Annotated in this window: 8 protein-coding genes; 4 read left to right on the forward strand and 4 right to left on the reverse strand. The window is 74.1% G+C overall.

The genetic code is table 11. The annotated features are described in order from the left end of the window. Nucleotides 1-125: 125 nt before the first annotated feature. Nucleotides 126-896 (reverse strand): GntR family transcriptional regulator, encoded by a 771-nt coding sequence (locus DMB42_RS28620; protein WP_125638217.1) that lies wholly within the window; start codon nt 894-896, stop codon nt 126-128. A 107-nt stretch (nt 897-1,003) separates the two neighbouring features. On the opposite strand from DMB42_RS28620, the gene DMB42_RS28625 reads away from it, so the two are divergent. Next, nucleotides 1,004-2,182 carry a pyridoxal phosphate-dependent aminotransferase gene (locus DMB42_RS28625; protein WP_125638219.1) on the forward strand — a complete coding sequence of 393 codons (1,179 nt, stop codon included), beginning with the start codon at nt 1,004-1,006 and terminating at the stop codon, nt 2,180-2,182. Here DMB42_RS28625 and DMB42_RS28630 read toward each other — a convergent pair. After that, nucleotides 2,170-2,970 carry a spore photoproduct lyase family protein gene (locus tag DMB42_RS28630; protein WP_125638221.1) on the reverse strand — a complete coding sequence of 267 codons (801 nt, stop codon included), beginning with the start codon at nt 2,968-2,970 and terminating at the stop codon, nt 2,170-2,172. The two genes, DMB42_RS28625 and DMB42_RS28630, sit on opposite strands and share 13 nt — an antisense overlap. Before the next feature lie 207 nt (nt 2,971-3,177). Between DMB42_RS28630 and DMB42_RS28635 the strand changes: the two genes are divergently transcribed. Genes DMB42_RS28635 through DMB42_RS28645 form a run of 3 tightly spaced genes read left to right on the forward strand, consistent with a single transcriptional unit; the run spans nt 3,178 to nt 11,423 of the window. After that, a complete protein-coding gene (locus DMB42_RS28635) occupies nt 3,178-3,636 on the forward strand; it encodes a hypothetical protein (RefSeq protein ID WP_125638223.1) in 459 nt (152 codons plus the stop codon). 21 nt (nt 3,637-3,657) lie between these two features. Next, nucleotides 3,658-7,152 (forward strand): hypothetical protein, encoded by a 3,495-nt coding sequence (locus DMB42_RS28640; RefSeq protein ID WP_125638225.1) that lies wholly within the window; start codon nt 3,658-3,660, stop codon nt 7,150-7,152. After that, nucleotides 7,149-11,423, forward strand: coding sequence for a hypothetical protein (locus DMB42_RS28645; protein ID WP_125638227.1), 4,275 nt, complete (start codon nt 7,149-7,151; stop codon nt 11,421-11,423). The genes DMB42_RS28640 and DMB42_RS28645 overlap by 4 nt, the downstream gene beginning before the upstream one ends. 49 nt (nt 11,424-11,472) lie before the next feature. On the opposite strand, the gene DMB42_RS28650 is transcribed toward DMB42_RS28645, so the two are convergent. Both DMB42_RS28650 and DMB42_RS28655 read right to left on the reverse strand, forming a co-directional pair. After that, nucleotides 11,473-12,294 carry a helix-turn-helix domain-containing protein gene (locus DMB42_RS28650; protein WP_125638229.1) on the reverse strand — a complete coding sequence of 274 codons (822 nt, stop codon included), beginning with the start codon at nt 12,292-12,294 and terminating at the stop codon, nt 11,473-11,475. A gap of 84 nt (nt 12,295-12,378) precedes the next feature. After that, nucleotides 12,379-14,475 carry an NACHT domain-containing protein gene (locus DMB42_RS28655; protein ID WP_125638231.1) on the reverse strand — a complete coding sequence of 699 codons (2,097 nt, stop codon included), beginning with the start codon at nt 14,473-14,475 and terminating at the stop codon, nt 12,379-12,381. Between the last annotated feature and the right edge of the window lie 67 nt (nt 14,476-14,542).

Here is a 14,542-nt window from a genome sequence, read left to right on the forward strand (position 1 = left end):
CATCACGTGATCGTCCAGATGCACATAGAGTGCGGTCAGAAGGGCGTCCAAGTCAGTCTTCACACACCGACCATGGACGCCCTTCGTCATGCCTGCAGCCGATCACCGAATTTCACATCAGCGATCTAGGCGGGCGGGAGCGAGATGGGCAGCTCGATGTGCGCCCGGCTCACGGACGTGCTCTTCGCCAGCACCTGGAGCAGGTCGCGGCGTACGCGCTCGCACCGCGTGCGCATCGCGTCCTGGGCCGCGTCCGCGTCGCGCGCGCGCAGCCCCTCGAAGATGGCCCCCAGCTCGCCGGGCGGGCTCGCGATGCCGGGATCGATCAACGCGGCCATCCGCAACACGCGTTCCAGCTCGTCGAGCACGTCGACGATCGCCTTGCCGAGGCGGGGATTGCCACTGAAGTTCGCGATGATGCCCTCGAACTCGATGCCGGCCTGGAGCGACTCCTCCTGTTCCACCTCGCCCGCCGCGAGCGCGACGGGCACCTGGGACAGGGCTTCGAGCCGTTCGAGCGCGGGCGCGGTCACGCCGAGGCGCGCCGCGGCGGCCGCGGCCTCGCCGGACAGCAGCGTACGCAGGGCGCACAGGGCGTCGGTGTCCTGGAGCGTGATCGGGCTGACGACGTAGCCGGCACGCGGGAGCGCGGTCACGAGCCCGTCGCGCCGGAGCCGCGCGAGCGCCTCGCGCACCGGCGTCTTGCTGATGCGCCACTGCTCCGCGAGCGACGTCTCGGTGAAGCTGCTGCCGGGCGGGAGCGTCAGGTCGATGATCTGGCGCCTGATCGCCCGATAGGCCTGACTCGTACGGTCGAGGCCGCTCTCGTCCCTGCCGACCAACAACAACGCGGGGATGTGCGGCGTTCCGCTGACCACGCTATGGATATCGGACATCGCGTCAGGATACCAATTCGCAGCGTTGATACAGCAGCTCGCCGAAGCATGAGCGATAAGAGATATTTATTCTTGTTGTTGATATCTCAATCTGCCATGCTTCCCTCATGCAGCGACGCAGCTCGAACCCCTGGGCCCTCCCCGCCGCGAGCGACTTCCCGGCACTGGGCGCGATGAGCACCCGCGCCCGCGCGGAGCGCAGCGCCCGCGACGGCGTACGGATCCTCCCGCTCGTGGGCGCCCCGGTCCTGCCCATGCCCGAGCACGTACGCCGGGCCGTCGCCGAGGCGATGGACCAGCCCGACCCCCGCGACACCCGCGGCCTGCCGGAACTCCGCGCCGCGATCGCCGCCGAACTGGAACGCGAGCACGGCCTGCGCGTCGACCCCGAACGCCGCCTGCTGATCACCCACGGCGCCATGCAGGGGCTCTCCCTCGTGCTGCGCACGGTGCTCGCGCCGGGCGACGAGGTGATCGTGCCGACCCCCACCTACTTCTTCGACGGCGCCGTCCGCGAGGCCGGCGCGACGCCCGTCCACGTGCCCTCCCGCGAGAGCGACGGCTGGGCGATCGACCTCGCCGGTCTGGAGGCCGCCGTCACGAGCCGCAGCCGGGCCGTGCTCCTGTGCAACCCGAACAACCCGACGGGCCACCTCCCCGACGCCGCGACCCTCGCCGCGGTGGTCGACCTCGCCGCCCGCCACGGGCTCCTCGTCGTCTCCGACGACTCGTGGCAGCATTTCGCCTACGACGGCCGCCGCTACCACCCGGTGGAGGCGTTCGCCGACCGCTGGCCGCACCTGGTCACCGTCACCAGCCTCAGCAAGTACTACGCGCTCGCGAGCTGGCGGCTCGGCTACGTCCTCGCGCCGCCGCCCGTCATCGACGCGCTCCACCGGCGTTTCGAGTGGGAGGCGGTGTGCTGCGGCGTGGTCCCGCAGCGGGCCGCGGTGGCCACGCTCAACGGGCCGCGCGACTGGCTCGACCGGGCGCTGTCGGCGTACCAGGCGAAGCGCGACCTGGTGTGCGACGGCATCGCCGCGAGCGGCCTCACCCCGCCCGTACGGCCCACCGGCGGCGCCTTCCTGCTCGCCGACTGCTCCCGCCTCGGCGGCACCCCGGACGCCATCGACCACGCACTCCTGCGGAACGGCATCGCCACCGTACGCGGGGCCGACATGCACGCCCCCGCCACCCACGTCCGCATCACGTACGGCGCGGACGAGCGAACGCTCGGCGAGCTGATCGACGGCCTCGCCCGCGCCTACCGGGGTCAGAAGGCGTAGCGGATCCGGCAGAAGAGGGGCCGGGCGGCGAGCAGGCCGGTGAGGGCGGCGACGTAGCCTCCCTTGTGGCCGTTGCGGTGACGGACGTTCCAGCCGCCCGTCTCCGACCGTTTGGCCTGTTGCAGCTCCGGCCGCCAGAGCACCTCCTCCGCCTTCGGGTGCCAGCCCAGGTTGACCTGGTGGAGCCGGTCGTTGTGGGTGAGGAAGATCACCTCGGCGGCGAGCTGGGCGCGGGCCTCGGCCGACAGCGTGTCGCCGAGCCGGTCCAGCAGCTTGGAGTCGGCGGCGGGCATGAGGCTGAAGCGGACGCGTGTACGCCCCTGCGGGTCCCAGCCGAGCAGGTCGCGGTTGACGTACTTGGTGGCGAAGCCGGCCTTGGCGTTCGGCAGGCCGCGGAAGAGCTCCACCAGGTCCCGTACGTAGCCGGTGATCTGGTCGATGTTGGCGAACACCGTGATCGGGTTGCTGTAACCCTTGCGGCGCGGCACGTAGCAGTAGGCGCACGCCATCGCGCAGCCGTTGGCCGTGGACGGCGCGATGAAGTCGGCCGAGCGGCCGTTGGGGCGGGCGGTCAGCGACTTCTTGACGCCGAGCACCAGCGCCTCGGTCTTGATCCGCACCCAGCAGGCCACGTTCGCCTCGTCCCCGTACAGCTCGGGGATGCGGTGGTGGCTCTCCACCTCGACGATCTCGGCGCCGGGGAAGCCGCCGAGGATCTCGCGCCCGCGCGGCAGGGGGCGGGCCTCGGGCTCGACGTAGACGCGCCGGATGTCGAGGAGGGCGCTCACGGCCGCTCCGGCTGTTCCACGGGGCAACCCTATGCGCTCCCGGACGTGAGTCGCCAGGTCAGGACGGGTGCGCCGGAGCGCCGGACGCCCGCCGGTCCACTGAGTGGACCGAACGTTGCCCGTCCCTTTCCACGCCAACAGCATGGACGCACAGTCAGCGATCGATCACATTGAGCGATCGATCGCGTGCGTGAAAGGTCGAGCAGCATGAGCAACAGATCGGCGAGGGCCCTGTCCCGGGCCCTCATCGCGACGGCGGTGGCGGCGGCGACCGTGCTGACACCGGCCCTGACCGGCACCGGCAGCGCCCGGGCCGCGGCCGACCCCACCTGCGGAAACTGGGTGCCCAGCCTCGTCTTCCGCGGCCTGTCGGCCCGAGCCTGCATCTGGGGGACCGGCGCCCCCTGGAAGCAGGCCCAGACGGAGGTCTTCAACGGCACCGGCTTCGCGGTGGAGGTCGAGAGACTGACCGCCCTCATCGAGTCCCTCCCGGCGGACGCCCGCTGCGTCAACATCTCTCTGCAGAACGGGCAGACGGCGTTCTGCGGCACCCGCAGCGTGCCCGACAACAACCCCTTCCAGTTCGACCGTGTCCTGGGCTCCGTCCAGGTCACCGACCTGGCCAGGCGGGAGCAGTTCTCCTTCGAGTCCCCCTTCGTGGGCTGAGCGGTAAAGGGTGGTGAAGCTGTGACCGCTCCCCGGGAGGAGCCGGAGCAGGTCCGTCTGGTCCGTGTCGCGGACCTGGCGGACCTGCGCTTCGGATTCGCCGGCCTGTCGTTCCGGCGTCCGGCGGCGCGCCGCGTCCTGGTCCGGACCGTGCCGGAACGCGAGGGGCTGATCGTCGTCACGTTCCCCGCGCAGCACGTCGTGGAGCAGGCGTTCTTCGAGTCGGCGGGGACCGGGCTGCCCGATCCCGTCCCGGTGCAGCCTCATCCGGCGCCGCCCGTCGTCTCCCGGATCGGCGGGCGCAGCACGCTGGTGTTCGTCGTGGGGCCGGACGACGAGGTGCCGTACACCGCAGAGGGCCTGCTGGCGGCCATGCGCCGGTTGCCGCTGCGTACGGTGGGCGAGGAGGGCCCGGCGAACCCGCTGCGCGACCCGGCCGGCGATCCCCGTACCGCGATCGAGTTGCCGTACCGGCTGTTGTTGTCGCCGCCGCCGGACGTGCGCTGGACCCACCGTACGGCTCCGGCCGGCACGGGCGGCGCCGGCCGGGTGGAGCTGTGGCACACGCGGGTGCACGGCACCCGGGCCAGGGCCGTGTGGACCAGGGACTTCCCGGGCGACACGCCGGTCGAACCGCCGCCCGACCCGCTGACCACGTCGCTGACGCCCGCCGACCGGGCCGCGCTGGTGCACCTGACGAGCGACCGCGGCCTGTTCACCGAGCCGGGACACCAGCCGTACGTGCCGGTGCCGGTCGAGGTCGGGCACCTGATCCTCTCCGCCCTGGGCGGCTGGCTCGACGCCCTCGGCAGCTGGGACCCGCGGCCGACGATCACGAACATCAGCCAGTGGCGGCACCGCGCGGCCATGGGCCGCGACCACTACGTACGGGTGCTCTACTCGGGCTTCCTGTGCCCCTTCGGGTACCGCGCCGACCTGGTGAAGGTGACCGAGCGGAAGTTCGACCCGGAACGTCCGGAACATCCCGCCTATCTCGCCCAGCGGCTCTTCATCACCTGCCGCGAACCGGTCAGGGAGTTCCAGCCCGGCACGGTCCGCCGGGACGCCGCCGGCCGGCGCCTCGACGCCCTGTTCCCGTTCCGGCGGGTCGAGCTGCTGACCCTCGTCACCCCCGACCTCTCGCCGCCCGCCAACATCCTGACCGCGCGCGACGGGCAGTACGCTTTCTTCCCCGCCGTCCGCGACCAGGACCCGTTCCTGTTCAAGGTGCGCGCGACCGACCTGGCCGGACGGGAGACCGAGTTCAGCACCCCGCTGCTGTTCCTCACCGAGAACTTCAACAAGGGCGCCGACCTGGTCGCGGCGGCCGAGGCGTACAACGCCCTGGACCCCGAACCGGTGGACCCGGGCGCGCCGCCCGCGCGGCTCAGCGCCGCACTGCGCGGCGCCCGCGTCGCGGTCGCGCCCACCGCCGCGCCCGACGACACCACGGTCGAGGCCGCCCACCTGGTTTGGGGGGCCGCCCTGCCGACGGACCGCGACGACCAGTTCTACCAGCGTGTCCCCGGCTTCCTCCCGGTGCTGCGGTGGGCCTCCGCGGTGGTGCCCGCCGTGAGCCGGCTCACCGGCGTGCTCGGGCCCCGCCCGGTCCGGTACGCCCAGCGCTACCAGGTCGCCGCCTTCGACCGGACGCCCACGGAACCCGGCGGTCCCGTCAACCCCGGCGAGGTGTTCCTGGAGCTGATCCCGGCGGCGGGGACGTCCCCGCTGGTGATGGACTTCGACGACCAGCGGGAACGCTCCGGCGGGCTCGCCGCCCCCACGCTCACCGTGGCCGGCCTGTCCCGCCTGACCGGGCCGGTCAGCGCCGCCAGGACGCCGCCCGCCGCCGACGCGGGCGACCCGCTCGCCACGGTGGCCGACGGCACCTTCCGCCCCTCGGACTTCTTCGACGCCATCGGCGCCAAGCTGTTCGGCGTCATCCCGCTGTCCGCCCTGGTCAAGGCGGCCGGACTGGACAAGGAGCTGAAGGCGCCGCGGTTCGTCACCCAGACCGTCAACGCCGCCACCGGCTTCCTGGCCGACCTGCGCCGCGTCGAACGCCAGCTCACCGGCGTCGCCGCCCGCTTCCCGGCCGTCGCCGCCGCGGCCGAACGGGTACGTACCACCGCGCTGACACTCGTACGGACCGTCGAGGCGTTCATCGCGGGCACGGCCGACCTCGGCCAGGTGGACGCGGCCTTCCGCGACTTCAGCGCCGCTCTGGACGCGCTCGGCGCAGGGCTCCCCGCCGACGTCGACCACGCGGTCGTCGCGCTGCTGGACCACCTGCGGCAGGCCATCGCCATCTGGGAGAACGCGCCCGCCGGGGTGCTGCCGCTGCGGCAGGCGATCGAGGCCGCCAAGGCCGGGATCCGGCTGCCGGAGTCCGTCGCCGCCCGCCTGGAGTGGACGCCCGACATCCAGCCCTGGTCGCTGCGGGAGGGCGACCCGCCGATCTTCGTGCCGCACGACGGCCACGGCGACCCGGCGCGCGAGGGCCGCTTCTCCGTGGTCGTCGACCTGCGCGCCGGGCTGCGTCCGGACGTGCGCCCGGCCGCCGACGTGACCTGCACGCTGGAGGAGTTCGACCTGGTGCTGCTGCCGGGCGTGCTGGAGGCGATGCGGCTGGACTTCCGGCGGATCAGGTTCACCGTGCGGGCCGGCGAGAAACCCGACGTCGAGGTGGCCTTCCGGGACGTCGAGTTCATCGGCGCGCTGTCGTTCGTCGAGACGCTGCGCCGGATCATCCCGCTCGACGGGTTCAGCGACCCGCCGACGCTCGACGTCTCCCCGAAGGGCGTCCTCGCGAGGTACGGCATGCCGCTGCCGAACCTCGCGATCGGCGTCTTCAGCCTGGAGAACATCTCCCTGAACGCCTACCTGGACCTGCCGTTCGCCGGCACCCGCCCGCTGGAGATCGGGTTCGCCTTCTGCCGCCGGGACGCGCCGTTCCGGCTCACCGTCTCGCTGTTCGGCGGCGGCGGCTGGTTCGGGATCGTGTTGTCGCCCGACGGGGTCCGCGCGCTGGACGCGGGCCTGGAGTTCGGGGCCGCGGCCTCCATCGACTTCGGCGTGGCGAGCGGCAGCCTGTCGGTGATGGCCGGGATCTACTTCCACCTGGACGCCGCGACCGGGCAGGCCGTCCTGTTCGGCTACTTCCGCGCCCGCGGCGAGGTGGACGTCCTCGGCCTGGTCTCCGCCTCGATCGAGCTCTACCTGGAGCTGGGGTACGAGGGCGGCGACGCGGTCGGCCGGGCCAGGATCACGATCACCGTCGAGATCGGGTTCTTCGAGGAGTCCGTCGAGATCAGTTGCGAGAAGCGGTTCGGCGGCGCCGGCTCCTCGCTGTCCCGCACCGGTCCGGCCGGAGTGCTGGAGAGCGGAGTGAGGGAGGGCGGGTCGGCGGCGACCTTCGCCCAGATGATGGCGCCGTACCGGGATCCGGTGACCGGCGTGCGACGGGACCCGGTCACCGAGTACTGCGCGGCCTTCGCGGAGGTGGGCCGACCGTGAGCGAACGAGCGGAGCGTACGGACATGGGCACGTTCAAGGTTCTGTGGACGGTGTTGCCGGCCGGGCCGGCCGGGCCGGGCGAGGTGCGGCTGTCCGTCGCCGTCGGCCCCCGGCTGGAGGCGCCGCGCGGCAGGCTGGACGACGTCGAAGAGTTCGTCGACTGGCCGCGGACTGTGCGCGAGACCGTGCTGCCGGCCCTGCGGATCGTGTGGGACGGGCACGCCGATCCGGTGGTCCCGCGCCCCGACCCGCGCTCGCCCGTACCCGACTCGGAGTTGTGGGGCCGGATGTTCCCGGGCGCCTCGCCGGTGCGGTCGCGTTCCGTGGCTGTCGCGGGCGCGGCGGACGCGGCCGGGCCGCCGGGGGTGCGGCTGCTGCGTTCGTTCCCCGCGGCGCTGGTCCACGAGCGGATCGCCACGCTGTACGACGACATCGGCAAGGTCGTGGTCGCCGAGCGCCTCACGCCCCCGGGCAGCGGCAACGGCGCCGCGGCCCGCGCCGAGCCGCCGTCGCGGCCCTGGCGTCAGCCGTACACCGGAACCGTCCGGGGCATCCCGGTGGTCACGGAGATGAGCAGGTTCACCGGCGATCCGCAGGCCGCCTACCGGGCCATCGACGGCATGATCGGCCAGGCGGGTGACGCCGCGGCGCCGTACGCCCGGACGTCCGGTGACCGGGCCGCCGAGCTCCGCCCCGCCACCGTCGACCGGACGAGCGACGCCTACCGGGACGACGAGACCAGGTTCGCCCTGGCCGAGGCCCTGCGCTTCTACGACCGGCCGAAACCCGCCGGAAGCGGCGGCCCGGCGGGCGCGGAGGCCGGTTCGGAGCGGCCGGAGCGGCCTGACGTGGAGTTCCACGGTGTCTGCGGCTTCCTGGCGGACTATCCGGAGTTGTGCCGCCGCCTCGGGCTCGTCCTCGACCTCGTGGTCCCGGTGCCCGCCGGGCTCACCGCGACCGGCCGGCTGCGGGTGGCGTTCGAGGGCGTGCCCGCGCCGTTCGACACCGGCGTGCTACGGCCCTGGACGCTGTTCGAGCACGTCGCGGGGGAGCGGTTCACCGCGGCGTCGCCGCCGGGCCACCCCGTCCAGGGCGGCTGGCTCGGCCTCGGCGGCCCCGACTGGACCGTCACCGACGCCGACATCGACGGCGCGGCCATCAAGGCGGCCGACTTCACCGCGCTGATCGAGCGTATGCACGAGCTGACCGGCCCGAGCGGCCAGCCGAGCGCGCGGGAGCTCGGCACCGGCACGACGGCGTTGCAGGGCGCCGGGCTCACCGTCTTCCACCGGGGACGGGACGCCTGGCTGGCCGCCCAGATCGGCGACGACGCCGCCCACCAGGCGGGAACGGGCGGGACGCCACCCGAGCTGCACGCCGGGCACCTGATCCGCGGGTTCCGCGTCGACGCCGGGATCGTCGGCCCCGAGGGCGCGGTCACCGGCTGGTTGTCCCTGTGCCGCCGCCGCGGGTCGTACCTCATCCGCCGGAGCGGCCAGCAGCCGTACCGGATCGAGGGGATCGCCGACGACGAGGGCGCCGTCCGCGCCAGCGCCGTCACGCGGGACGCGACGCGGACCGACGAACTGTACGTGCACCAGGCGCTGTTCGGCTGGGACGGCTGGAGCCTGGCCGCCCCGCTGCCCGGCCGCACGCTCGACCGGTTCGGCCGGCCGGTCGTCGCCGATCCGGAGGTGGACGAGCACTTCCCGCTCGACACCAAGTTCACGCCGGTGCCGGGCTCGCTGCCGGCGCTGCGGTACGGCCGCGCCTACCGGCTGCGCGCCCGCGTGGTGGACCTGGCGGGCAACGCCCTGGAACCGGCCGCCGAGGCGCCCGCGTCCGCGTTGTCGCAGGAGATCACGTACTCGCGGTGGGAGCCGGTCCCGCCGCCGGTGATCGTCGAGCGCGGACCGTTCAACGAGGGCGAGTCCAGCCGGTGCCTGGTCATCCGCAGCACCGTCACGGCCGCCGGCCGGGACGTGCCCGCCTGGGAGTGGGCCCTGGAACGCCAGGACGTCCCCGGCCACACGGACGACCCGCCCGCCGCGGACGGGCTGAGCCGCCGGTACCGGCACTTCGACGAGCGGTTCGTCGCCCCGCCCAAGACGTCGTTGCAGATGGCCGAACGGCACGGCCGCTTCGACGACGCCATCGGCGGCGAGCGTCCGCCCGAGGTGCGAAGGAGGTTCTTCGCCGCGGCCGCGCGCGAGGCCGGCACGTTCCTCGACACCGTGGTCAGCCACGCCGACGATCCGAGCCGGACCCGCGACCTGCTGTTCTTCGGCGAGATCGCGGTCGCCAAGCACGACGCCGCCGACGCCGAGCCGCTCACCCCGTTGCCCGTGACGCGCGGCGCCGGGCTGAAGCGGGGCGAGTTCGTCGTGCACACCGCCGCCGAGCTGATCCTGCCGTACCTGCCCGACGTCCTGGCCAGGGGCGTCACGCTGTACGGCCTGCCCGGCGCGCCGCCGATCCATCCCGTCCCGTTCTACGACGACTTCCACGAGAGGTGGCCGGACGCGGGGCCGTTCGCGCTGCGGATCGAGGAAGGCGAGGAGGAGCCGCGCTGGCGGAGCTTCCCCCGGCGGCTCACCGTCCACCTGCCCAAGGCCGAGATGGCCACCGTACGGCTGAGCTGCCGGCTCACCGCGGCCGACCTCGGCCTCTTCCCCGTCTGGCGGCGCTTCCTCGACTCGGACTTCTGGCGCGACCTGACCGACGCCGAGCGGGCGCTGCTCGCCGACGAGACCGCCGCCGGGCTGAACTGGCTGCTCACCCCGTACATCGAGGTCAGCCTGGTGCACGCCGTGGAACGTCCGCTGACGCCGCCCGGGCTCGCCGGGCTGAGCTTCGTACGGGAGCCGGACCAGCCCTTCGCCGACCTGCGCGGCACGCTGCGGTCGCACCCCCGCAGCACCGGGCACGTCGACGTCGACGCCACCTGGACCCGCTGGATCGACGACGTCGCCGAACCGGCCCCCCGCCGGATCAAGGAGCACGCCCACGTCGGCCGGGTCGAGCTGTCGTACTCCGACAAGGACGAGGTGCGCCTGCCGCACTCGGCGACCCCGCTCCGGCACGACTTCGGCGACACCCTGCACCGCAACGTCGCCTACCGGCCGACCGCCACCACCCGGTTCCGCGAGTACTTCCACCCGTCGATCACCGCCGACCCCGGGCTCGTCACCAGCCCCGGCGAGTCGAGCGCCGGGCCGGACGGCCTGGGCTGGCCGGTGCCCGCCGCCCGGCGGCCGGAGCCGCCGAAGCCGTCGTACCTGGTGCCGACGTTCCGGTGGAGCCGCCGGGTGGACCGCCGCGCCCGGCGGTTCGTACGGGTGCGCGAGGGGGCCGGCGTGCGCGTCTACCTGGACCGGCCGTGGTTCTCCTCCGGCGACGACGAGCTGCTGGCCGTCGTCCTCGACCCGCCCGCGCCGTCCGGGGGCGGGCCGCTGCCCGGCCATCTGGCGACCCGGTGGGGCACCGATCCCATCTGGTCGGACACGACCGTGCTGCCCCCGCCGGCCCCGGTGAACTTCCCCGGACCCGTCGCGTCCTCCGACGGGCTCCGGCTGGCGGAGTCGGGCGAGGGCCGAGAACTGGTCGCGGCGGTCGTGGCCCACGAGCCGTCGTACGACGCGGCCAAGGGATTGTGGTTCGCCGACGTGGACGTCGACCTCGGGGCGGCCGGGCGGGACTCGGCCTACTTCCCGTACCTGCGCCTGGCCCTGGCCCGCTACCAGCCGTACGCGCTGGCGGGGCTGGAGCTGTCGCCCGTCGTGCAGGCCGAGTTCGCGCAACTGGTGCCGCGCCGCACGCTGGCGGTCGAGGAGACGCCGGAAGGGGGGCTGCGCGTCACGCTCTCGGGACCCGCCGCCGCCACCGAGTTCGGCGCGCAGGCCGGTCCCGGGTTGCCCGGGGTCGCGGCGAGCCACCGCGTCACCGCGACCGTCCAGCGGCGTCCCTTCACCAGCGACGAGGAGCTCGACTGGGCGGACACCCCGGTCACGACCGAGCTGACCTGCGGCGCGGCCCCGGGCGGGTTCGAGTGGTCCGCGGTGATCCCGCCGGCCGGGATGGACATCGTCTGGCAGTACCGGCTCCTGGTGGAGGAGCGGGAGCGCTACCGCACCGACCCGGGCACGGCCGACGAGAGCGTGGTGGTGGGCGGCGCGGCCCAGCCCGTCCCGGTGGGGGAGCGGCTGGCCCACGTGGACAGCGCGCCGCTGCGCGCCGGCCTCGGCAGGCTGGTCATCGACTTCGACGGCTGACCGGACGCGGCGCGGCTGCCGGCCCGGGGTCCGTACGCGGGCCGGCAGGTCAGGGCTCGGCCAGCAGGCTCAGGGCCCGGCCGGCGCCCGGCACGCGGGCCAGGTTGGCGCTGATGCACGCCGCGGTGTCGCGTACGGCGTCGGCCAGCAGGGGCAGCCGTTCCGTGCCGACCACCACGACGGCCGCCGCGGCCACCACGGCTCCCGTCGGCGCGCGTACCGGCGCGGCCACGCAGCCCAGGGGCGGCAGGGCGGCCTCGAAGTCGAAGGCGAGCCGCCGCTCGCGGGCCTCAGCGATCCGCCGCGCCCACTCGGCCCGGGAGTGCCCCTCCGGCAGGCTCCAGCCCGGATCGGGACGGAGGGCCGCCGGGTCGCCCACCGACAACACGACCTCGGCGGCGCTGGCCGCCGGCAGCACGACCCCCGGACGCATCCGGAAGACCTCCTCCACGGCCGGGTCGCCGATGCCCGCCACGACGATGACGTCGCCGCCGTCCCGGACCACGATGGTCGCGCTGCACCCGGCGGCGGCCAGCCGCCGCAGCGGTTGTACGGCGGCCGTGCTCAGCACCTGGGCCGGCGTCCAGCGCTGACCCCAGCGGAACATGCGCGTGCCGATGCGGTAGCGGCCGCCATGCTCGCGGTGCACCACGCCCAGGTCGGTGAGCCGGACGAGCAGCCGATGGGCGGTCGCCTTGGGCAGGCCGGTGGCCAGGGCGAGCTGCGTCAGCCCCGCCTCCTCGACCCGGGCCAGCTCCTCCACCACCGCGAAGGCGCCGTGCAGCACTCCGCGGCCGGGCACGGCCTCGATCCCACCCGCATGACCACAGCCGCCGGTCGAGCCGCCGGCCTCTTCCGGGCCGATTACCATCGCGCACCCCCGGGCCGCAGTGATCCCACCCGTTCGTATCACCGGGCCGCCGGGGACCCCAGGCTCCCCGTAGCCATATGTGACTTACTCGGCACTCTCCGTAGCGGCCAGGTGATCCCGCAGCTCGGCGTGGCGGAACTGGTAGAACGGCCCCACGGTCCGCAGGACGCCCAGCCGGTGCAGCTCGTCCAGGAAGCGCATCAGGCGGAACGGCAGCCTGCGCGCCGGCCCGAGGTGCACCAGGGCGACGGCGGACGTCAGCCACATGTGCTGCCGCTTGTTCACCAGGCCGAACGACACGCCGAAGACGATCCCCATCCCGGCGTCCACGGACGGGGACGGATGGAACGCCACGACGGACACCTCGTTCATGAAGTCGACGGCGAAGCCGACGATCGCCCCGAGGAGCAGCGCGTTCATCAACTGCAGGCCCACCAGGCCGCGGTTGACCCGCCAGGTGGACTGCGGGGTGAGCGCGGCGGTGAACGGCGGGAGCCGGTTCTCGTCCGCCGGGCCGGGAGCGCCGTCCTGCTGCCGCAGCACCCGCAGGCCCACCCAGCCGAGGCCGAGCCCCGCCAGCAGCCCGGCGGCGCCCGCCCGCCAGCCGTCCGCCCACGTGGAGTAGATCACCGCCGGCAGACCGAGGCCGAACGGCAGGACCAGCAGGATCGTCGGCACGTCGGACAGCAGGCCGCGGGTGAAGTCCCGCAGCCGCCGGCGTACGCGCAGGGGGGCGAAGTCGGGCGTGCGGACGGCCTGCGCGGCGGACAGGCCGAAGCAGAGGCCGAAAGCCGCGCCGAAGACCGGCCCGTAGGTCAGCATGGCGGTCAGCGCGGCGGGAACGGCGAACACCAGGCCGCTCAACCAGCCGATCCAGGTACGGGCCAGCGCCCGCGGCGTCCGGGAGGCGGGCAGCGCCTGGTCGGTCAGCCGCCACCAGGCCAGGTCGGGCCCGCCGGGCCCGGACGGGAGGCGGGCCAGCCGGTGCGTCCACGCGGTGACGGCGGCCGGGTCCCAGGTGGCCTGCCGGATCGTGCCGTGCGCGTGCAGCAGCGCGGGGAGCAGGTTGTCGAGCAGGTGGACGCGCAGGGCCCGCGCGTCGTGGGCGTACTCGGCCGCCAGCGGGGCCGGGTCGGCGTCCGGCCGGTCGATGTGGACGGCCCGTACCAGCCACAGGCCCAGGGCGGTGGAGGTCACCTCGGCCAGGGCCGGCGCGGCGCCGCTCCTGAGGGCGCGGAGGACCTCGGTCCAGGCGGGGGAGTGCGCGGACACCCAGTCGCCCAGGTAGTCCGCCACGACGTCGGGGCGCAGCGCCTTGGGCGCGATGACGGCGGCGGCCCTGAGCGGACGCCGTGCGGCGGTGACCGCGTCGCCGTACTCGGTGGTGCGCGAGGTGATGATCACCTGGTCGCGTTCCGTGAGTGTGCCGGACAACTTCTCGATCACCTTGGCACGGGCGGGTTCGGGCAGTTCGTCGAGGCCGTCGAGTACCGCCAGGATCGAGCCGCGGGCGGCCAGGACGTCGGCGCCGTCCCGCCGGCCGCCCGGCGGGCGCAGGGCGGCGTAGTCGGTGCGCACGCGCTCGGCCACCCAGTCCTGGAACCGGGGGTGGGCGTCGATGTCCCAGTCGGCGACGGGCAGGAGCACCGGGACCGGGTCGTCGTCGGCCCGCGTACGGATCAGCTCCAGCGTCAGCAGGATGGCCAGGGTGGTCTTGCCCGTACCCGGACCTCCGGTGATGACCAGACGGCGGCGGCGCAGCGAGCGGAAGGCGACGGCGAGCGCGGCGACGTCGTCGGAACGGCCCGACACCGCCGGCTCGCGGTCGGCGATCAGGTGGGGATGGTCCATGAGCCTGGCCCGGCGGGTCATGTGCCAGGAGACCGGGATGCGCGGATCGCCCAGGGAACGGGTCACCACCTCCTCGCTCCACCGGTCGTGGACCAGCCGGGCGAGCTCCCGCATCGTCTCGGCGACGGTCCCGGAGGCGGGGGCGGCCACCCGCGCCGCCCGTTCGGCGACCAGCCCGGCGGCCACCGCCGCCACGATGGTGCCGGCCAGCCAGGGGCCGCTCCACACACCGTCGTTGAGCACCTGGTTGGCGGCGACCGACACCGCGACCGGCGCGAGCACGGTAGACAGCCATAACGGCCAGGTACGCCACTTCCCCCCGCCTGCCATCCGGCCATCGTAGTGATCGTGATCCCCGGGCCGGGGGCTTTCCAGCCCACCGGCCAGGGGCACGTGA

The sequence above is a fragment of the Nonomuraea sp. WAC 01424 genome (genome assembly GCF_003947315.1).
In the GTDB taxonomy this organism is placed as follows: domain Bacteria; phylum Actinomycetota; class Actinomycetes; order Streptosporangiales; family Streptosporangiaceae; genus Nonomuraea; species Nonomuraea spiralis.